The following is a 20855-nucleotide window of genomic DNA, read 5'->3' on the forward strand; positions in this document are numbered from 1 at the left end:
TGATTGTATAATAGAAATGGTCGTCCGAATGCACGGACACGGCAGGAGAATTATCAGAAAATCAAAACTAATTAGTTGCTAATTCCTATTCATCAGTACCTTTATACTTGCCTGTGCATAAATGTGGAAGGTTTAAATGTAAATCATACATCCACTAATGGCGATAGGATTATTTTAATGTTCATGTAATTTTTAGGGAAAATTACTTGCAGCCTATCACCCTTCACACTATATAATATAGGCGTAACCGGTCCCAGGTAATTGGCACTCTCCACAGGGCTGAATTTCTTTATTATTTCTTTACCTTTGTATCCCATAAGCGCGATTCACACTCAGAACTCCTTATGGGCAACACCAAATTCATCTTTGTTACCGGCGGCGTAACATCATCATTAGGCAAAGGCATTATTTCTGCATCTCTGGGCAAGCTACTCCAGGCCAGAGGGCTGAAAGTCACTATCCAGAAGTTCGACCCCTATATTAATATCGACCCGGGTACGCTCAACCCTTATGAGCACGGCGAGTGTTATGTAACCGATGACGGGGCCGAAACTGACCTGGACCTCGGACACTATGAACGATTCCTGAACATCACTACCTCTCAGGCAAATAACGTGACCACAGGCCGCATCTATTATAATGTGATCACAAAAGAGAGAAAGGGTGATTACCTGGGTAAAACCGTGCAGGTGGTACCTCACATTACTGACGAGATCAAGCGGAGTATTTTTAGCCTGGGCGAAACAGGCGACTATGACATTGTGATTACGGAAATAGGGGGCTGCGTGGGTGACATTGAGTCTCTCCCCTTTATAGAGGCCGTGAGACAGGCCCGCTGGGACCTGGGCGCTAATAACGCCCTGGTGATACACCTCACTCTCGTCCCTTACCTCAAATCTGCCGGTGAGCTGAAAACCAAGCCTACTCAGCATAGCGTAAAACAGCTTCTGGAAAGCGGTATCCAGCCTGATATACTTGTGTGCCGTTCCGAGCATCGCCTTCCCATGGATATCCGCAAAAAAATGGCGCTTTTCTGCAATGTGCATATCAATTCGGTCATTGAAGCACTGGATGCGGAAACGATATACGATGTACCCATCCTGATGAGAAAAGAAAAGCTGGATGAAAGGGTATTATCAAAGCTAAAGCTTAGCAACAAAACAGAACCTGACATAGACAGGTGGAAGGAGTTTCTCGGAAGGCATAAAAACCCTACCAATGAAGTAAAAATTGCACTTGTAGGTAAATACGTAGAACTGCCGGACGCCTATAAATCTATAGCAGAAGCTTTTACCCATGCCGGAGCGGAAAACGAATGCCGCGTGAACCTGGAGTGGGTGCATAGTGAAGAGATTACTAGCGAAAACGTACTCTCACTATTAGCTAACATGGATGGCATACTCGTGGCACCAGGGTTTGGTGAGCGTGGCATCCAAGGTAAACTAATTGCGGCACAGATAGCTAGGGAGCAGCGTATCCCCTTCTTTGGCATCTGCCTTGGCATGCAGTGCGCCGTAATCGAGTTTGCCCGAAACGTGCTCAATCTGGAAGGGGCAAACTCTACGGAAATGGACCCGGAGACGGCCCATCCTGTGATAGGACTCATGGAAGAACAAAAAAATATTACGCAAATGGGCGGAACCATGAGACTAGGGGCGTATGTTTGCCGTCTGAATAAAGGCACTAAGGCTTATCAGGCGTATGACAAGTTCTCTGTGACGGAAAGACACCGTCACCGGTACGAGTTTAATAATACCTACCTGGAGGACTTTAAAAAAGGCGGCATGATCGCCTCTGGTAAAAACCCTGATACCGGCCTTGTGGAGATGATCGAGCTGAAAGACCACCCGTGGTACGTAGGCTCACAGTTTCATCCGGAGCTAAAGAGCACGGTGCTTACTCCCCACCCTTTGTTTGTGAACTTTATTAAAGCCGCCATCGGGTATAAAAAAGACAAGGAGAGTAAGGACAATAAGTAAATAGCGACTTTAATTTATAGTATTACGCAATAGACGAATGGATAAGAATCAGGCAGTCGGACTGCTGCTGATGTCACTGCTACTTGCGGCTTACTTCTGGTTTTTCAGCGGTAACCCGGAACAGCAGGTGCAACAGCCGGAGCAGGCTCAGACAGAATTGACGGAAGATTCCACCACCACTACGGCGCCCGAAGAAACGCAGCTCTCTGAAGAGGACGATTCGCTGCGAAGACAGCGTATGAGTAGCCGCTATGGCAACTTTGCTGCCGCTACGGAAGGTACGGAAGCCGAAACAGTACTCGAGAATGAGCTGGTAAAAGTAACCTTAAGCAATAAAGGCGGTAGCATAAACCGTGTACAGCTTAAAAATTATACCACCTGGGATGATAAACCACTATACCTGGTAACCCCGGAAAGCAGCAAAATGAGTATGGTCATGAATCAGAATGGCCGTCAGATAGATTTACGTGATCTTTACTTTGAACCTACTGAAGTAGACTCACTGCAAAATGGCATCGCTTACGTTCTTAATACGGGCGATGGCAAGACGATAACCCAGGTTTATTCTCTTCAGGAAGATGGTTATGTCATTAACTACAGCCTGATGGGTGAGGGTGCAGCCGCACTGGGTACCTCTCCCCTGCAAATTAGCTGGATGGATGAGCTGGGTCGTTACGAGCGGCGCATAGAGGAGAGCCGCCAGAAAATGAAGGTTAACTACTACACGGCAGAGGGTGACTTTGAGGATTTTGGTGAGAATGTAGTGGATGATGAAGTATCTGAAATGCTGGACGAGCCTGTAAAATGGATCGGTCTGAAGCAGAAGTTCTTTACTTCAGCCATTATTGCCGAGAAGGCTTTTGCCCCCGGTACCCAGGTGGATCTTTCCATTCCCTCCTCTAACGATGTGGTAAAAACAGCTGAGGTAAAACTTACCTACCCGGCTGATCAGCTCAATGCACCTGTAAACTTCGACTTCTACTACGGACCTAATAACTACCAGGTATTAAAGAAGGTAACAGACGGGTTTAGCGAAAACGTGGACCTGGGCTGGGGTATTATCAGTTGGTTTAATAAGTTTCTGATCATACCGATCTTCCAGTTCCTGGAGAATTACATCGGTAGCTATGGCATTATCATCATCATACTTGTGGTGATCATCAAAATACTGCTATTGCCTCTCAGCTACAAGTCCTACATAAGCATGGCTAAGACAAAAGTCCTGAAACCTGAACTTGACGAGCTAAAGGAGAAGTACGGTGATGACATGCAAAAGCAACAGCAGGAACAGATGAAGTTGTATCAGAAGGTAGGTATCAACCCTATCAGTGGGTGTATACCTATGTTATTGCAGCTACCCATACTCCTGGCCATGTTTAACTTCTTCCCTAACTCGATAGAGTTACGGCAGGAGCCTTTTCTGTGGGCAAACGACCTTTCTACATACGACGCACTCATTCAATTGCCATTTGACATACCCATGTTTGGCAGCCACCTGAGTCTCTTTGCATTGCTTATGACAGCCTCTACCCTGCTCTACACCTATACTAACCAGCAGATGAGCACGGTACAGGGCCCTATGAAGAACATCGGTTACATCATGCCAGTGGTGTTCTTCTTCGTACTTAATAGCTTTGCTGCAGGTCTTACGTTCTACTACTTTGTAAGTAACGTAGTAACCATGATCCAGCAGCCTCTTATCCGTAAGTTTGTAGATGACGATAAGATCAGGGCTATTCTTGAGGAGAACAAGCGCAAGGCAGGTACTAAGAAGAAGTCCGGCTTCCAGGCCAGACTTGAAGATGCTATGAAAAAAGCAGAGGAAACCCGCCGCCAGCAGCAGGATGATAAAAAGAAAAGAAAGCGCTAAGCGCTTTCCTCTAATAAAAAAGAGGCTGCCTTGTTTTGATACAAGGCAGCCTCTTTTTTTACCCTCGCGTATAATAAGCCATCTAATAGTACATTGTCTTCTGTCTGTTCTCAACATCAAAAGAGTGCAATAGCTTATGCGTGATAAGCCTTCTATAATTTATTGTATAGTCGCCGGCAGCTACCCAATAAAAAAAGCCGGATGGGACCGGCCTTTTAATTTCTCATTTGATGGCGTAAAAGGGCTTATTATCCGCTAACCAGTACAGTATTTGGGCACCCCCCAAACTGCTCGGTAGGACAATCCAGCATACTGGGGTTAATAGCATCTGCTTTAAGGCCTGCTTTGATATTATCCATAGCAGCCGTTCTAAAGCTTTTCAAGTTGATTTCTATAAGGTTTAATTTCTGCTTTTTCATAGGGTGTAAATTTATTTATGGTTTAAAATGAAGTTTGATTTCTCATAAAAATACTTGCTTGCCAGGCTAGCATATCGCTGATTGGTTCTTCTCACTCCTCATGAGAAAGGAGACTGAATAAAGGTAACTTATAAGAGCTAATTTAGAATAATCGCAACTAAGATTAATAGCCTTACTGGTCAAGTCTTATTACCACCTTTTCACAACTACAAAAGTTACTTCTTTTAAAACAGACAAGCAATTATGAAAATCAGCCCGCATCATAAATAGGAAAAATCCTAACCTCCGAGCCAAACCATACAAATTATTCCAGGCTATAGGCAATAAAAAAAGCCAGTTCACACTGGCTCGTAAATTTTCTAAGGCCTGCCTTTTAGGAGGTTCTTCTTATCACGCCGGATCGCAATAGCGCCCTATGCAGTCTGTCTCGCAGTTTGCTATGCTACCATCAACTTCTGCTATTCGCTCAAGCCCGCCACGTACATGTCTGCTATCAGCAGTAGTAAAGCTTTTCACTTTTAATTCATTGAGAGTGAGTTGTTTCTTTTTCATAATGTGATTAGTTACTACGAATTATAACTTGTATGTGATCTACCGGTAATGCAAGTAATTATTTTACTACCGATAAATGTGGTAAAATATAATTCTACAAAAGCTAAAACACAACAAAAAACCCCGACTTACGTCGGGGTTTTAAGCTAATTCCTGAACTAATAATTATACTCTTACATGACCGGCTGGTCCTGAGAAGCAAAGTCTACACGCTCCAGACGAGGAATGTTCATCGGGTTAGGCTCAAGTCCTTTTACGTAATTTTGTTTCAGACGCAATACTTCATCATAGAACAATACGATAATCGGAGCTTCTTCAACAATGATGTTGTCCATAGCCTGGTACATATCTACCCTGTTAAAGCCTTCGCTTTCGTAACGCGCTTTATTATACAGATCGTCGAATGCCTTGTTGCTGAAGTTAGTCTTATTAGGACCGGCAGGAGCGAAGTTGCCACTGTAGAACATTGACAGGTAGTTTTCAGCATCAGGGTAATCACCCAACCAGCTACCACGGAAGAATACCACCTTACCGTTATCTACCATTTCCTGGTGAGTTGCCACTTGGTTAATTTCAATGTTTACCTTCACGCCGATAGCTTCCCACTGCTTTTGCAGGTACTCAATGATGGGCTTACTCTGAATAGTTGTATGAAGAGTAAGCTCAGGCACACCTTTACCCTCAGGGAAACCAGCTGCTTTCAAGTACTCAGCAGCTTTCTTAGGGTCATATGTGTATCCTTTTACTTTGTCACGGCTGAATGACGGCAAGGCCTCAGGCACGATACCACTGGTACCAGGTGTACCCAGTCCGTTAAGCAGGTAGCTAATCATCTCCTCACGATTGATGGCAGAGCTAAGTGCTTTACGGAAGTCTTTATTAAGAAGAGGGTGATTTTTGTTCTCGTACTTATCAGGGTTCATCATGAAACCGATGTACTCCGTGTTCAGGTAAGGCACCTTCTGCACGACAAACTTTTCTCTCAGTTCTTCTTTTACTTCACCGTTCTCAGCAAGGATCTGTTCTGTCAGGTCGGCCTGGTTACCGCTCATGAAGTCAAGCTTGCCCTGTTGGAAAGTCATAAACTCCTGGTTCTTGTCATTGATAAACGTAACCTGTACAGCATCCAGGTGAGGAAGCTGACGCCCATTTTCATCTTTTCTCCAGTAGTTTTCGTTTCTCAGAAGGATCAGGTTGTTACCCTCTTCCCAGCTTTTGAAAACGAAAGGTCCGGTACCAATAGGATGGGTACGGAAGTCTTTGCCGTATTTCTCCACTGCCTCCTGAGGTACTACAAAAGCGTAAGGCATAGTAAGAATCTCAAGAAAAGGACCGAAAGGCTTTTCGAGACGCAATACTAAGGTGTAATCGTCCACGGCTTCGATCCAGTCCTCTGCGATCTCTCCGTTTTCGTCACGCTTAACTTTGTCATTAAAGATCCACGCGCCAGTGCTCGCGGTAGCAGGATCCAGAATTCTTTTAAATGAATAAACGAAGTCGGCAGCCTTTATCTCACGGCCTTTACCTCCTTCAAATACTTCATTGTCATGAAAGTTGACACCTTTTCTTATACGAAACGTATAAGTAGTACCGTCTTCGCTGATCTTCCAGGTGTCAGCCAGGCTGGCTACCGGGTACAGATCCTCATTAAGCTCGAACAGGCCATTGAACATCTGGGTGGTAGCCCAGATATTTGCCTGGTTACGGGCAAAAGCAGGATCGAGGGAACTAATGCCCTCAGCCTGATTATACCTAAATACTTTTTTTTGTCCTGCGTCCTCACGGTCGGTTCCGCCACTGCTACTACATGACGCTAAAAACCCCACTACGGCCACGGACAATAGAAATTGTCTCAACATAATGCTGTCGATTTTGGAATGAAACTTCTATCTTTGCTATAAATCCGACCTAAATTTTGGCCTATTTTTGAATAAATAAAAACCCATTTATGCGAATAACTTACTACGGTCACTCATGCTTTCTCGTAGATACAGGAAGCCATAAATTACTTTTTGATCCGTTTATTACGCCAAATGAACTAGCCAGTAATATCGAAATATCATCCGTGGAGGCTGATTTCATACTCCTTTCGCACGGACACGAAGATCATATTGCTGACGTTATGAAGGTTTATGAAAACACAAAAGCCACGGTAATAAGTACTTACGAAGTGGTTGGTTACTTCCAAAAACAGGGTGTGGAAAACGCACAGCCGATGAATCACGGGGGTAGCTGGCAGTTCGACTTCGGAAAGGTAAAAATGGTCAGTGCAATCCATTCAAGCAGCTTTCCGGACGGTAGCTACGCTGGCAACCCGGCAGGTTTTGTGGTGCAGACCGAAAAAGATACTTTCTACTACGCCGGAGACACCGCACTGACAATGGATATGAAGCTGATTGCTGAGCAATTCAAAATTGATTTTGCTTTCATGCCTATCGGTGATAATTTCACGATGGACATCCATGATGCTGTCAAGGCTGCAGAGTTTGTAAATACGGAGAAAATCATAGGTATGCATTACGATACCTTTCCTTACATAAAAATCGACCACGAACAGGCAAAAAATATCGCGGCCAATGGCAAAAAAGACCTAACTTTGATGCAGATTGGTGAAAGTATTACTATATAATAAGTGTGAATGGGTAAAACGATAGCGATTGCCAACCAAAAAGGTGGAGTAGGCAAAACCACAACGGCTGTGAACCTTGCAGCCAGTTTAGCTGCATTAGAATACAAAACGCTGATCGTCGATGCCGATCCGCAGGCAAACTCTACCTCTGGTGTTGGGGTCAACCCGAAAGAAATCGAAACCAGTATTTACGAGTGTATGGTCGATGATATCGACCCGAAGGAGATTATACTTGAAACTGATATAGACTACCTCTACCTCCTGCCATCTCATATTGATCTGGTAGGTGCTGAGATAGAAATGGTCAATCTGCAATCCCGTGAAGAAAAAATGCGGGCTGCGCTAAAAGACTTACAGAATGACTATGACTTTATCATTATCGACTGTTCTCCCTCACTAGGTCTTATCACGATTAATGCCCTTACAGCGGCTAACTCAGTGATCATACCTGTGCAATGTGAATACTATGCCCTGGAAGGGTTGGGCAAACTGCTAAATACCATTAAGATTATCCAGTCCCGGTTAAACCCTGACCTGGAGATAGAAGGTATTCTGCTAACGATGTATGATATGCGTCTTCGTCTCTCCAACCAAGTGGTAGAAGAGGTACAGACGCATTTTAAAAACATGGTATTCGATACCCTGATACCCAGAAACATTAAACTAAGTGAATCGCCCAGTTTCGGTATTCCGGCTATTGCCCACGATGCAGAAAGTAAAGGAGCTATCAGCTACCTTAACCTTGCCAGGGAAATACTGGAACAGAATGGATTGGAACAGTAGCAGATGAGTGATAAGAAGCCGACTAAGCGTAGAAATGCATTGGGAAGAGGATTAGGAGCCCTCCTGGAAGACAGCGATACTTCTAAGGGAAAAGAACGTGGCTCCGGCCGTGAAGGCGGTGAGGTAGGTTCCATTAATGAGATTCCCCTTACACATATTGAAACCAACCCCTACCAGCCTCGTGTGCATTTTGACGAAGATGCCCTCCAGGAACTGGCAGAGTCTATAAAGACTCAGGGAATTATCCAGCCTATTACTGTAAGGCAACTGGATAAGGACCGTTTTCAGTTAATTTCCGGTGAGCGTCGCTTTCAGGCCTCTAAAAAAGCGGGACTAGAGAGCATACCTGCTTACGTTCGAAAGGCTAACGACCAGCAGATGCTGGAAATGGCACTTATCGAAAACATTCAGCGGGAAAACCTTAACCCCATTGAAATAGCCCTCTCATACCAGCGGCTTATAAGCGAGTGCGACCTGAAGCAGGAACAACTGGGTGAGCGTGTAGGTAAAAACCGTACTACAGTAAATAACTATCTGCGCCTGCTGCGCCTGCCTCCGGATATTCAAATTGCTCTTCGAGACGGTAAGCTTAGTATGGGTCATGCCCGTGCCCTTATCAACATTGACAATATAGATAAGCAGCTACACCTATTTAATAAGGTGGTTCGCGAAGAGCTCAGCGTCCGGAAAACAGAGGCCCTGGTACGGGAAGCCATGTCAGGGGGAGAACCCAAAAAGGCACCGGAAAAAAGCAAAAACCCTGAGCAGGAATACGAAATACGTCAGCTACAGACCCGCTTAAGTAGCCGGTTTGGCACCCGTGTGCAGGTAAAGGCAGACGATCAGCAAAAAGGAGAGATTAAGATCCCTTTTGTGTCGGCGGAAGACCTGAATCGTATTCTTGAAATCCTTGAAGAACAATGATCCGGTACGGGGCGGTTATCTTATTTACCCTGTCTATAGCCTATCTCATAGCCATACCGGCCCGGGCACAGGAGGTTATTACTGAGCAACCGGACACTGTCCGCAGCTCAAACCCTCTACCCGCCTATGAGGAAGACTCCGTACAGAATGCCGAGATCATCATTCTGAATGATACGGTTCCCCCCGGGCCTGTGTATGAGCACATGGAAAACAGGTCGATAGATGAGGTAGGCCTGATCAGCCTCAGACCGAACAAAAAAATCCCCGGACGAGCCTCGTTACTGTCCGCCGTTATGCCCGGACTCGGACAGGTTTACAATGGCAAATATTGGAAAGTCCCCGTCATTTACGGAGGATTTGCCATGTTCGGATACCTTATCAATTACAATAATGAGAACTACCAGGAATTCCGTGCCGCTCTTTTCGCAGAAATTGACGGTGATGATTCTACGGTGAATCCTTTTGAGGGAGTTCTTAGCGAAGCCTCTCTGAGACGCCGTACGGACCTTTTCAGGCGTAACAGAGATTTCAGTATGATACTTGCAGGCGTGTGGTATCTGCTGAATATAGTAGAGGCGCACGTGGATGCGCACCTGCAGGAGTTCGATGTAAGCGAAGATATTTCCATGCGCTTTGAACCTGTGGGAGGAAATAACGGCATCATGTTTGCTGGAGTGGGACTTACAATTATCTTAGACAAATGAATATTCTCCTGATCGGATATGGAAAAATGGGTCATGCTATCGAAGAGATAGCAAAAGAAAGAGGCCATACCATTACCGGTGCACTCAATAGCGAGGAAGAAAGAAATGCCTGGAAAGGTGAGGCAGATGTGGCTATCGAGTTTAGCCAGCCGGATGCAGCTTTCGACAACATCCATTTTGCTATTGAAAGGGGGATACCCGTAGTATCAGGAACGACAGGATGGCTGGAGAGGCAACACGACGTGGCTACTCTTTGCGAAAAACACAATGGCGCCTTTTTTTATGCCTCTAATTACTCCATCGGTGTTAATATATTTTTCCGCGTAAACCGCTACCTCGCCGACATCATGGGTCAGCAAGAGGGGTATGATGTGGAAATGGAAGAGGTACACCACACGGAGAAAAAAGACGCTCCCAGCGGCACAGCCATTACTCTGGCAGAAGATATCATTGAACGTGTAAAGCAAAAAAGCCGTTGGGTAAACGAAACTACGGAGGAAAAAGACGCACTGGGAATTTCCTCATTGCGGATAGACAAGACACCGGGTACTCACACCGTTACCTATTCATCTGACATAGACTCCATCGAGATAAAGCACACGGCTCATAGCCGTAAAGGCTTTGCACTGGGTGCAGTAGTTGCGGCTGAATGGCTCAGCGGCAGACAGGGAGTATTTGGTATGGATGATATGTTGCCATTTTAATCCGGCAGCTTAAATCTCAGATCTGATGAGCATTTTGACAAAAAAAGGAAAGGCTGAAGGACAAACAAGCAGTAAGCCTAAGAAAAAAAAATCCCAAACCCGGGAGTGGGCCGATGCAATTTTGTTTGCGGTGATAGCTGCCACCATCATCAGATGGCTGTTTCTGGAAGCGTTCACCATACCTACCCCTTCTATGGAAAACAGCCTGCTTGTAGGCGATTTCTTATTTGTAAGTAAAATTCATTACGGTCCGCGTACTCCTAAGACCCCTCTGCAGGTACCTTTGACCCATCAGACAGTTTGGTTTACTGACATTCCCAGCTATGTAGACTGGCTACAGCTGCCTCAGTATCGCCTTCCCGGATTCTCTGAGATTACCCGCAATGACGTGATCGTGTTCAACTACCCAAAAGAGATGGAGCACCCGGTAGATCTGAAAACGAACTATATAAAAAGGGCGATAGGCATGCCTGGCGATGTTCTTGAGATCAAAGATGGCCAGGTTTACATCGACGGTAAAGCGGCAGAAAACCCTGAAGGCATGCAGTTTATGTACATCATAGTACCCAAGAGCGGTCGCCTTCCTGACCAGGTTTGGGACCGGGTAGAGGTAAACCCGGAAGATGTCATGACAGTGCAGGCAGGCTACCTGGCGGCTATGAAACCTGAAAATGCCGAAGCCCTCAGAAATTATTCAAATGTAAGCTCAGTTGAGCGCTACCCTTTTAAGGAGGGAGAACTGGCAGGAGATATATTTCCCAACCCAAGCCGTTATGCCTGGAACCCTGACTGGTACGGCCCTCTGGCAATTCCAGCCATGGGTGAAACAATGGAAGTCAATGACGAAATGCTTGCCCAGTTTGGCAGTACTATAGCTAATTATGAAGGGCACGACGATGTGCGTATCTCTGAGAATAAGCTTTATATAAATGGCGAGGAGATAACAGAATACAAATGGCGCCAGAACTACTACTTCATGATGGGGGATAACCGTCACAATTCAGAAGACAGTCGCTTCTGGGGCTTTGTGCCGGAAGATCATATTGTAGGTAAAGCGGCCTTCATCTGGCTATCGCTGGACAAAAATGAAAGTTTCTTCAACAAAGTACGCTGGAGTCGCATCTTCAATAAGATTGAATAACCCCAGCGGGGTAAAAAAAACATAGCCTGTCCGCTTCCTCCGGACAGGCTTTTTTATTACCAGTTTATCTGAGGCTGACCCTTTTCCGCCAGGTAAGCATTAGCCTTACTAAAATGGCGATTACCAAAAAAGCCCCGGTTAGCCGCAAAGGGCGAAGGGTGAGCAGACTTAAGTACACAGTGCTTGTTTTCATCTATGATTTCCCCCTTTTTTTGTGCGTAGGCTCCCCAAAGAAGGAAAACAACGTCCTGTTTTTCAGAAGAGACGGTTCTTATCACTGCATCAGTGAATTCCTCCCAGCCCTTTTTCTGGTGTGAGCCCGCCGTATTGGCACGAACAGTCAGCGTGGCATTAAGTAATAACACCCCCTGGTCCGCCCATCGCTCAAGGTTACCCGTCGGAGGTATCTCTTTCCCTAAGTCTGCCTTGATCTCTTTGAAAATATTGACGAGAGAGGGCGGCATTGGGATACCGTCTTTTACTGAAAAGCAGAGTCCATTAGCCTGGCCCTTGCCATGATAAGGGTCCTGGCCGATGATAACTACGCGCACCTGCTCAAAAGGGCAGTGATCAAAGGCCGCAAAGATCCGCTTGCCAGGGGGATAGACCGTATGCTGGCTATATTCATCCTTTACGAAGGATACCAAGCTTTTAAAATAAGGCTTATCAAATTCGGGGGCTAGTTTCTCCTTCCAGGAGGATTCCATCCTGACATCCATGTCCAGCTGATTATTCAGATATGAAATGTATTATTTTGGCGGGATTATAGCGAAATGGTATGGAAACTTATAATTATTTTTGATGTTTAAGATCAGTAACCTGTATATAAGCAGCAATTCATGGTCAGGGAAATAACCGAAGGCATTAAAGTAAGTGTAGTGACGGAATATCAACCGGAATACTCTAGTCCGTCACAGATGCATTTTGTATTTACCTACCGTATCACAATAGAAAACGGCAGCGAATACACCATTCAGCTTCTGCGAAGGCACTGGTTTATCCATGATGCTAACAGCACGGTACGTGAGGTGGAAGGTCAGGGGGTAGTAGGACAGCAGCCTGTACTGGAACCGGGACAGACTCACCAGTATGTCTCCGGCTGCAACCTCAAATCCGGCGTAGGAAAAATGTATGGCACTTATCTGATGGAGCGTGTGGTAGATGGTAAGCAGTTTAAAGTGACCATACCCGAGTTCACCATGGTGGCCCCCTTCCGCATGAACTAGTAATTTGCCAATGTTCGACCCTGCTTATCGATTTTTATGGCACTGGCTGCATAGAGTGGATGCTCACAGCCTGCACTCCCCCTTGTTTTTCCAGTTTTATAATAAGGTAATACGGCCGAAAAAAGTCAGACCTCTCCCTGAAACAGTTGATTCGCTGATAGTGCAGGCAAAAAAAGATGGCCGGATAATAAACAGAAATGACCTTGGTGCCGGCTCTAAAGCACATGGTAATGAGGTAACAGTAGCTACCCTGGCCAAAAACAGTACTAGCACCCGACCGGTACGCCAGCTATTGCTAAATCTAACCTGTTGGTTAAACTCAGATACCATACTGGAGCTTGGCACCTCGCTGGGCTTTTCTGCACTCACGATGGCTTCAGCCAGACCGGAAGCCAATCTATTTACGGTAGAAGGCTGCCCCCAAACAGCAGCTATTGCTCAGGAAAATTTTAGCAAAGCTGCTGTCTCAACCATTGATCTCCACGTGGGTAACATTGACGATATCCTCCCTGATATATTGGATCAAGCTGGCCAAATCGACCTGGCTTACCTTGATGCAAATCACCAGTATGCCCCTACTCTCTCCTATTTTGATATGATCAGACCCTACCTGCACAGTGGCTCTGTGGTAGTCATAGGCGATATCTCATGGAGTAAAGAGATGCAGCGGGCCTGGCAGGAAATAAAATCGCGGCCTGAGGCAACTGCTACTGCAGATTTGCTGGATGTAGGAGTCGTGTTTATAACGCCTCTCCCCTACCGACTGTCTTACGCCATGGCTATGCCACGGGCTTCTGTAGCTCGATAAAAAGCTCTCTGTTCTGCCTGGGCGGGAGACTATTTTTGCAGCGCTCGAAGTGCAGAAAGTCGAAATATGATTTAAAATAGCCTTCGTACTCCTCTCTGAAACCACCAAAAGGAGGATGGTCGGTAAAGAGCGTGTCTTCAAAAAGAACCCCGGCAAGCTTTCCTCCGGGACGTAGCAATTCATTCATCTTTTCTGCATATGAAGTGCGCAATGCCGGGTTTAGTGCACAAAAGAACGTTTGCTCTACGATCAGGTCATAACTTCCTTCAAGGTCAAAGAAGTCTTTAAGAATAAGGTGTTCATCAGGAAAGGAGGGTGCTCTATACTTTAGATTTTTTAGTGGCACAGCAGATACATCCACTACCTGAACGTTTCGGAAGCCTTGCTCATGCAAATACTCTGCCTCATAGGCATTTCCTGCCCCAGGGATTAATATGTAAATATCTTTGTTATCTAATTGATCAAAGTAAGCCTTCAGAGGAGGCGTGATCGTTCCCACATCCCATTGGGTTTCTTGTTGATCATAGCGGTTAGTCCAGTAGGTAGAATCAAGGTTTTGGATATCTTCCTGCATAAATAAAAAAATAGGTATTTTTTAAGGATAAAAACAGCTCAATACATCTTTAGGCGGAACTAATTTTATACTTTCGCGTTAATTAAGTCTGAAAATTTTTAGCATCATGACAGATAATAAATCAGCAAAGCCTGAGAAAAAGAGCGGTAAGGGAAAGATTGTAATCCTTGTAATAGTAGCCGCTATTTTGCTAATTATCAACGGTGTTCAGTTCTTTCTGAACCAACAGGAAGAAGAAGCGCTCAAGTCTGATATGACAGAGATGTCTAATGAAAAGGCAGCACTGCAAACCAGGTTGGAGTCTATCAGCAATGAGCTGGACATGAAAATAGAAGAGATTAGAAAACTTGGCGGGGACGTTGAAGAGCTTGAAGAGGCCAGAAACCAACTCGAACAGGAACGGGAGCAATTAAGGAAAGCCTCCAATGCACAGATCGCCCGTCTAAGAAATAAGGTCGGCGGCTATGAGGAACTGCTGAAAGCAAAGGACGAAGAGATTGTAAAGCTTAAGGCAGTAAATGATGAGCTGCTTAACCAGAATACTGAGTTAAAAACAACGCAAAATCAGCTATCTGATAGTCTTTCCACACTTTCCTCTAACCTGAAAAAGCAGGCAGAGAAGGTAGAAGTAGCCAGCAGGCTAAAGGCTGAGAACGTGAAGGTATACGGGGTAAATAGCCGCGGAAAGGAACGTGAAGGTGAGTTTAGAAACCGCCAGGTAGAGCAGCTTAAGGTTTCTTTTAATCTGGAGCGCAACGATGTGGCTCCTATGGGAGGCCGTGACATTAAGATAAGAGTAATTGATCCGGATGGCAACGTTATTTTTGACGTGGCTAAGGGCAGTGGCTCCTTTATGTATAATGGCCGCGAGGCTTTCTTTACATCCAACCAGCAGATACTATTCGATAACACTGAGCAGGAGATCGTATTTGTATACGACAAGGGCAGTGAGTATACAGATGGTAACTACCGCGTAGAGATATTTGCCGATGACTACGTGATTGGTGAGAGCGAATTTCTGGTAAAATAATCTCATCATCAAAGTATTGAAAGAGGTTTTGTCTGCCGGCAAAGCCTCTTTCATTTGATAAATGCCCCCAAAATGAAGCCCTGGTCTTAATTTGGCATCTGGTATTGTGGAAACGAGAAATAAGTGCTATTTTTGCAGGCTCAATGACAAAACATTAATTTTCTGTTATAATGGAATTGAAACAGTACGAGACAGTATTCATTTTGACTCCCGTTTTGTCTGATACTCAGATGAAGGATGCTGTCGACAAATTCAGGAACATTCTTAAAGAGGGTGGTGCCGAAATCGTAAATGAAGAGACTTGGGGACTCCGTAAGCTTGCTTATGAAATCCAGCATAAGTCTACTGGTTTCTACACCCTTTTTGAGTTCAAGGCTAATCCTGAGTTTATCGCCTCTCTTGAAACTGAATACAGACGCGACGAGAAAGTTCTGCGTTTTCTCACCCTGGCACTCGACAAACATGCGATCGAGTTTAACGAAAGAAGAAGAAAGGGTGATTTCAACAAAAAAGAAGATAAAAAAGAGGAGGCTGCATCATGACACTTCAGAACGAACCTATCAACCGCAACGAAATAAAGAAGAAGTACTGTCGCTTCAAGAAGCACGGTATTAAGTATGTGGATTATAAAGATCCCAACTTCCTTTTAAAGTTTGTAAACGAGCAGGGTAAGATTCTTCCCCGCCGTATCACCGGTACAAGCGTAAAGTTTCAGAGAAAAGTGGCTGTGGCCGTGAAGCGTGCCCGCACACTGGCCCTTCTTCCTTATGTAACTGACTCGCTTAAGTAATTTTTAAACGCCGGAAAATATTCGACGATCATGGAAGTAATACTGAAAGAAGATATATCTGGACTCGGCTACAAGCATGATATCGTGGAGGTAAAGCCCGGATACGGTCGTAATTACCTTATCCCCCGCGGTATGGCTGTAATAGCCAACAAGTCCAATAAAAAACTGGCTGAGGAAAATGCTCGCCAGATGTCTCACAAAGCCGAAAAACTGAAGCAGGATGCTGAAGCGGTAGCTGAGAAACTTGAAAAATTGGAGCTTGAAATGAAAGCTAAAGTAGGTGAAAGCGGTAAGATTTTTGGTGCCGTTACTACACTGCAGATCAGCGACTCCCTTAAAGATAAAGGGTTTGATATCGATCGTAAGCAGATCACCTTCAATAGCGAAGTGAAGTCTGTAGGTGAGTACACTGCCACTGTAGACCTTCACCGTGAAGTGAAGCCTGAAGTAAAATTCAAAGTAGTAGCCGACCAATAATATTCGGCTCATCACAATATAGAAAAGGCGCCTGATGGGCGCCTTTTTTGTTACATTAGGGAGTAGCACCATGAGGTTAAGAACAGAAGTACACCCCGGTCCGGCCCCAAGCCCCATACACCCCGGTCAGCGTATACTTAGTATAGGCTCATGCTTTGCTGACTGCATGGGGCTACGGCTTCAGGACTATAAATTCCCTACCCTAGCTAATCCTTTTGGGGTGCTGTTCAATCCCCTGTCAATAAGTAAATTACTATGCAGCTCTCTTAACGGAAGCTCCCTAAGTGAAAGCGGCCTTATTGAAAGAAACGGACTTTATTTTCACTATGACCTGCACTCAAGCTTTCATAGCCAGTACCCGGAAGAGTTACTTGATGCAGGTAATAAGGCATTGCAACAAACCGGGAAGTTTTTAAGAAATACAGATCATTTGATCCTGACGCTGGGAACAGCATTTGTGTATTATCACCTCACCTCAGGCCAGGCCGTGGCTAATTGTCATAAGGTGCCCGCCGCTACCTTTGAGAAAAAACTGCTAAGCGTGCCGGAAGTGGAAGGCAGCCTGAACAACCTGCTAAAATGCCTAAAAGATCATGACCTGAACCCAGCCATCACGGTTACTGTAAGTCCCATCCGTCATATTAAAGATACCGCTACCCTTAACACAGTAAGCAAATCCACGCTAAGATTGGCGGCGCACTATTTGGCCACAAAGTATACTGATATACGGTACTTTCCCTCATATGAAATAATGATGGATGACCTCAGGGATTATCGCTTTTACAGGGAAGACATGCTGCACCCAACATCTCAGGCTGAACAATATATCTGGGATATATTTACACATACTACATTTACGGAAGAGGGTCGGAACTTTGCCAGGGAATGGAGTAAAATCCGCAGTGCATTAGCCCACCGGCCACTAAATCCCGGATCAAAAGAGCATATTTCATTTCTCAATCAAACTATTGGCAGGCTCAAAGGCTTAGAATCTTACGCCGATACATCTAAGGAGATAGCCGAACTCGAAAAGCGATTAAATGAATACGGACACTAACCGACTCAAACAGGAATCAAGCCCTTATTTACAACAGCATGCTCACAATCCGGTAGATTGGTATCCATGGGGTACTGAGGCACTGGAAAAAGCACGGATTGAGGATAAACCGATCATTGTGAGTGTGGGGTATTCTGCCTGTCATTGGTGTCACGTAATGGAACGCGAGTCTTTTGAAAACAAGGACATTGCAGACATTATGAATGAGTTTTTCATCTGTATAAAGGTAGACAGGGAAGAACGACCCGATGTGGACCAGATTTATATGGATGCGATACAAACAATGGGCCTGCAGGGTGGGTGGCCATTAAATGTTTTCCTTACGCCTGATCAAAAGCCATTTTATGGCGGCACATATTTCCCTCCGGCCCAGTGGGCCTCTGTTTGCCGCCAGATTGCAACAGCATACCGGGATCATAATGATCAGATTCGTGATTCGGCAGAAAATTTTGCTAAGGAGCTTAACCACAGTGAAGTAGCCAAGTATGGACTGACTGAGGAGCAGGGCGTGATTGCTACCGGAGATCTGCATCACATGTTTGCAGTACTTAACGGGCGATTGGATACGGAGAGAGGAGGCATGAATAAAGCCCCGAAATTCCCTATGCCTTGCATATGGGAATTTGTGTTTCAATACTATGCATGGAGTGGTAATGAGGAAGCCCTGAACGCGTTTGTCCTTACCCTGGATCATATGGCAGCAGGAGGTATCTATGATCAGGTAGGCGGGGGATTTGCCCGCTACTCGATAGATGCGGAATGGTTTATTCCGCATTTTGAAAAAATGTTATACGATAACGGTCAGCTTCTAAGCCTCTATGCAAAAGGATATCAGGCAACTGAAAAAGAGACCTATAAGCGGGTAGTATACCAGACTGTAGAGTGGCTGGAGAGAGAAATGACATCGCCACAGGGAGGCTTTTACTCTGCTCTGGACGCTGACAGTGAAGGTGAAGAAGGAAAGTTTTACGTTTGGACAGAGCAGGAGTTTGATAACTTACTCGGAAACGATGCCTCTCTGGCTAAGCAGCTATATCATATCAAAAAAACAGGGAACTGGGAAGATGGTAAAAACATACCCTATCGTGCGCCAGATATAGCTGAAAGCCTCACTGCAACAGGTATGGACATAGAGAGCTTGCAAAAGGCAATCGGAGAAATAAACGCAAAACTTTTAAAAGCCCGAAATAAGAGGATAAGACCGGGTACCGATGATAAAATACTTGCCGGCTGGAATGGCATTACACTCACGGGCCTGGCTGATGCCTACGAGGTTTTTGGCGAGAGCAGATTCCTGGAGCTAGCTGAGAGGAATGCGCACTTTATCATAAAAGAGATGATGGAGGGAGACCGCCTATTCAGAAACTATAAGGAAGGAAAAAGAAGCCTGTACGCTTACCTTGAAGACTACGCAGGGGTGATCCAAGGATTTATCAGACTATATGAGGTGACATTTTCGGAAGAGTACCTCACTGTTGCTTCTCGTCTTACTGACTATACCCTTCAGAACTTATATGACACTAATGAAGGGCTATTTTTCTTTACAGATAAAAATGCGGAATCTCTTATAGCGAGAAAGAAAGAATTATTTGATAATGTGATTCCTTCCAGCAACAGTATTATGGCGAATAATTTGTATTCACTGGGACTGTTAATGGAAAGCCCCAATTACCTGGAAACGGCGGAAAAGATGACTGCTAAAGCAGGCAAGATAACGAGACAGGAAAGCCAATACATGGCGAACTGGGCAGCACTTGCCGTCAAAATGAGCTACCCAACAGCTGAGGTGGCGATATCTGGACCTGAGGCAAAGACGTTTGCCAGGGAGCTGAGTAAGTACTATCTGCCTAATAAGGTAGTGGCAGGCACTACCGATGATAGCGCTGTTCCTTTACTTAATGGCCGAACGGGATTGAACAAAACGACAGTATTTGTGTGCTATAACAAGGCGTGCAAACAACCTGTGTATACTGTGGAAGATGCTGTTAAGGTGATAAGGGAGGCCTGGTAACGGATGAAGGGTTAGTCTGTCTCAGTGTGTATTTGCATACTGAAAGCCACAGGCTTAGCCGAAAAAAGGGCCTTGGTGGCAGCCCATACCTCTGCAAAAAGCTCTGAATGGCGATAAGCATTCAGAGCATGCTCATCATCCCAGTGTGAGTAGGTAATAAAAACGGCAGGATCATTACAGTCCTGCATAAGGGTGAGGTGATGACAGCCGGGAAAGTGCCTAATGGATTGCTTACTCTCATTAAATACCTCCAGGAAGCTCTCTGTTTTATCTTTCTGAAAGGTCATCCTCACTATTCGTATCAACATGGCAGGTCACTTTTTTAATTGTCTGCAGGATTTTCTTCAAATATCACTTTTACCACACTATCATGGTGCAAGCCCAGAAGCTCGGCAGCATTACCTTTACTAATACCGATTTCTAACAGCCCTAGGCTGTTAAATACAGCATAGCATTCTCCACCTTCGACCTCATTTGCCTTATTTCTCACCCGGTTCAGGCTTTCGCGGCCAAAGTGAAGGCTATATCTTTTGTTTCTGGAAAGAATTGAGAAATCGTCCCAGGCGATATTAGTAATAAGATTACCACTATGATTTACTCGTACCACATGACCGGAAATTTGCTTTTTAGTAGCACGGGAATGACGGGGTGTAAACCGCTTGATCTCTTCCTTTCTGGGGCCGAGCGTATCCAGAGGGGTTCCACTGGCTAATTTAGCAGCAGCCTCTGCCAGTACATCCCGAACAGGGAAATTGCCATCCGCGTCATTGAAGTGAGAAAGATCAACTACTCCCTGGGGTGGACGATCACTTACCAGACTCAGGAGTCCGTTATCAGTGCCTACAAAGTAATGTTCTTCCAGCTTCATGGCCAGATAAACATCACCAGGCTGCCCAAGGCTATTTACAGCCACCAAATGCACACTGCCTTCAGGAAAGTCTCTGAATACAGAACGCAACACAAACGAACCGTGAGCCATATCACAATGTTCTATTTGATGACTTATGTCGATGATTTGTAAGCTCGGGTTCACGCGCAGGATTCTGGCTTTGACGGCAGCCACATAGTGGTCAGTCGTTCCGAAATCCGACATAAATGTGATTAGAGCCATAGAAGCAATGGAATAATTTCTATATTTTTGTTATGGCAAAAATAGCTAAATTTCGCACGGATAAAA

The 20855-nt window shown here is 45.1% G+C and carries 23 protein-coding genes; 16 read left to right on the top strand and 7 right to left on the bottom strand.

The genetic code is table 11. The features are described from left to right. The first annotated feature begins 344 nt into the window (after window positions 1-344). Both AB9P05_RS03105 and yidC read left to right on the top strand, forming a co-directional pair. Entirely contained in the window at window positions 345-1979 is a 1635-nt protein-coding gene (locus tag AB9P05_RS03105) for a CTP synthase (protein ID WP_371907351.1), read from the top strand. A gap of 37 nt (window positions 1980-2016) precedes the next feature. Continuing rightward, complete coding sequence (yidC, locus tag AB9P05_RS03110; protein ID WP_371907352.1) at window positions 2017-3849, top strand: membrane protein insertase YidC; 1833 nt, start codon at window positions 2017-2019, stop codon at window positions 3847-3849. A gap of 248 nt (window positions 3850-4097) precedes the next feature. Here the strand turns inward: yidC and AB9P05_RS03115 are convergent, their stop codons facing one another. The 3 genes from AB9P05_RS03115 to AB9P05_RS03125 form a co-directional block, all read right to left on the bottom strand. After that, window positions 4098-4268 (bottom strand): hypothetical protein, encoded by a 171-nt coding sequence (locus tag AB9P05_RS03115; RefSeq protein ID WP_371907353.1) that lies wholly within the window; start codon window positions 4266-4268, stop codon window positions 4098-4100. Window positions 4269-4658: 390 nt separating this feature from the next. Beyond that, window positions 4659-4820 (bottom strand): pinensin family lanthipeptide, encoded by a 162-nt coding sequence (locus tag AB9P05_RS03120; protein ID WP_371907354.1) that lies wholly within the window; start codon window positions 4818-4820, stop codon window positions 4659-4661. A 173-nt stretch (window positions 4821-4993) separates the two neighbouring features. Beyond that, window positions 4994-6679 (bottom strand): ABC transporter substrate-binding protein, encoded by a 1686-nt coding sequence (locus AB9P05_RS03125; protein WP_371907355.1) that lies wholly within the window; start codon window positions 6677-6679, stop codon window positions 4994-4996. An 89-nt stretch (window positions 6680-6768) separates the two neighbouring features. On the opposite strand from AB9P05_RS03125, the gene AB9P05_RS03130 reads away from it, so the two are divergent. Genes AB9P05_RS03130 through lepB form a run of 6 tightly spaced genes read left to right on the top strand, consistent with a single transcriptional unit; the run spans window position 6769 to window position 11705 of the window. Then, on the top strand, window positions 6769-7449 hold the full coding sequence (locus AB9P05_RS03130) for a metal-dependent hydrolase (RefSeq protein WP_371907356.1): 681 nt from the start codon (window positions 6769-6771) through the stop codon (window positions 7447-7449). 9 nt (window positions 7450-7458) lie between these two features. Further along, the gene (locus AB9P05_RS03135) at window positions 7459-8232 is read left to right on the top strand and encodes a ParA family protein (RefSeq protein WP_371907357.1); all 774 of its coding nucleotides are present in this window, start codon (window positions 7459-7461) and stop codon (window positions 8230-8232) included. 3 nt (window positions 8233-8235) lie between these two features. Beyond that, on the top strand, window positions 8236-9156 hold the full coding sequence (locus tag AB9P05_RS03140) for a ParB/RepB/Spo0J family partition protein (protein ID WP_371907358.1): 921 nt from the start codon (window positions 8236-8238) through the stop codon (window positions 9154-9156). After that, window positions 9153-9860, top strand: coding sequence for a DUF5683 domain-containing protein (locus AB9P05_RS03145; RefSeq protein ID WP_371907359.1), 708 nt, complete (start codon window positions 9153-9155; stop codon window positions 9858-9860). Before AB9P05_RS03140 ends, AB9P05_RS03145 begins: the two co-directional genes overlap by 4 nt. Beyond that, window positions 9857-10564, top strand: coding sequence for a 4-hydroxy-tetrahydrodipicolinate reductase (gene dapB / locus AB9P05_RS03150; protein ID WP_371907360.1), 708 nt, complete (start codon window positions 9857-9859; stop codon window positions 10562-10564). Before AB9P05_RS03145 ends, dapB begins: the two co-directional genes overlap by 4 nt. Before the next feature lie 25 nt (window positions 10565-10589). After that, window positions 10590-11705, top strand: a complete 1116-nt coding sequence (lepB, locus tag AB9P05_RS03155) for a signal peptidase I (RefSeq protein WP_371907361.1) — start codon at window positions 10590-10592, stop codon at window positions 11703-11705. Window positions 11706-11761: 56 nt separating this feature from the next. On the opposite strand, the gene ung is transcribed toward lepB, so the two are convergent. Continuing rightward, on the bottom strand, window positions 11762-12424 hold the full coding sequence (ung, locus tag AB9P05_RS03160; protein ID WP_371907362.1) for a uracil-DNA glycosylase: 663 nt from the start codon (window positions 12422-12424) through the stop codon (window positions 11762-11764). Between the two features lie 120 nt (window positions 12425-12544). Between ung and apaG the strand changes: the two genes are divergently transcribed. Together apaG and AB9P05_RS03170 are read left to right on the top strand one after the other, a co-directional pair. Next, a complete protein-coding gene (gene apaG / locus AB9P05_RS03165) occupies window positions 12545-12931 on the top strand; it encodes a Co2+/Mg2+ efflux protein ApaG (RefSeq protein WP_371907363.1) in 387 nt (128 codons plus the stop codon). 10 nt (window positions 12932-12941) lie between these two features. Then, window positions 12942-13739 carry an O-methyltransferase gene (locus AB9P05_RS03170; protein WP_371907364.1) on the top strand — a complete coding sequence of 266 codons (798 nt, stop codon included), beginning with the start codon at window positions 12942-12944 and terminating at the stop codon, window positions 13737-13739. Here AB9P05_RS03170 and AB9P05_RS03175 read toward each other — a convergent pair. Then, window positions 13711-14313 carry a methyltransferase domain-containing protein gene (locus tag AB9P05_RS03175; protein WP_371907365.1) on the bottom strand — a complete coding sequence of 201 codons (603 nt, stop codon included), beginning with the start codon at window positions 14311-14313 and terminating at the stop codon, window positions 13711-13713. The two genes, AB9P05_RS03170 and AB9P05_RS03175, sit on opposite strands and share 29 nt — an antisense overlap. 106 nt (window positions 14314-14419) lie before the next feature. On the opposite strand from AB9P05_RS03175, the gene AB9P05_RS03180 reads away from it, so the two are divergent. The 6 genes from AB9P05_RS03180 to AB9P05_RS03205 all read left to right on the top strand — a co-directional run bounded on the left by AB9P05_RS03180 (window position 14420) and on the right by AB9P05_RS03205 (window position 19678). After that, window positions 14420-15343: a chromosome segregation protein SMC gene (locus AB9P05_RS03180; protein ID WP_371907366.1), complete on the top strand. Its 924-nt coding sequence runs from the start codon at window positions 14420-14422 to the stop codon at window positions 15341-15343. Between the two features lie 170 nt (window positions 15344-15513). Further along, window positions 15514-15885, top strand: coding sequence for a 30S ribosomal protein S6 (gene rpsF / locus AB9P05_RS03185; RefSeq protein WP_371907367.1), 372 nt, complete (start codon window positions 15514-15516; stop codon window positions 15883-15885). Further along, on the top strand, window positions 15882-16133 hold the full coding sequence (gene rpsR, locus AB9P05_RS03190; protein ID WP_371907368.1) for a 30S ribosomal protein S18: 252 nt from the start codon (window positions 15882-15884) through the stop codon (window positions 16131-16133). Before rpsF ends, rpsR begins: the two co-directional genes overlap by 4 nt. Before the next feature lie 30 nt (window positions 16134-16163). Then, complete coding sequence (rplI, locus tag AB9P05_RS03195) at window positions 16164-16610, top strand: 50S ribosomal protein L9 (RefSeq protein WP_371907369.1); 447 nt, start codon at window positions 16164-16166, stop codon at window positions 16608-16610. Window positions 16611-16680: 70 nt separating this feature from the next. Next, window positions 16681-17667 carry a GSCFA domain-containing protein gene (locus tag AB9P05_RS03200; RefSeq protein ID WP_371907370.1) on the top strand — a complete coding sequence of 329 codons (987 nt, stop codon included), beginning with the start codon at window positions 16681-16683 and terminating at the stop codon, window positions 17665-17667. Beyond that, a complete protein-coding gene (locus tag AB9P05_RS03205) occupies window positions 17651-19678 on the top strand; it encodes a thioredoxin domain-containing protein (RefSeq protein ID WP_371907371.1) in 2028 nt (675 codons plus the stop codon). The genes AB9P05_RS03200 and AB9P05_RS03205 overlap by 17 nt, the downstream gene beginning before the upstream one ends. 11 nt (window positions 19679-19689) lie before the next feature. Here the strand turns inward: AB9P05_RS03205 and AB9P05_RS03210 are convergent, their stop codons facing one another. Further along, window positions 19690-19986, bottom strand: a complete 297-nt coding sequence (locus AB9P05_RS03210; protein WP_371907372.1) for a putative quinol monooxygenase — start codon at window positions 19984-19986, stop codon at window positions 19690-19692. Between the two features lie 14 nt (window positions 19987-20000). Next, a complete protein-coding gene (locus tag AB9P05_RS03215; RefSeq protein ID WP_371907373.1) occupies window positions 20001-20789 on the bottom strand; it encodes an S-adenosyl-l-methionine hydroxide adenosyltransferase family protein in 789 nt (262 codons plus the stop codon). Window positions 20790-20855: the final 66 nt, after the last annotated feature.

It is taken from the genome of Roseivirga sp. BDSF3-8, assembly GCF_041449215.1.
Lineage (GTDB): Bacteria > Bacteroidota > Bacteroidia > Cytophagales > Cyclobacteriaceae > JBGNFV01.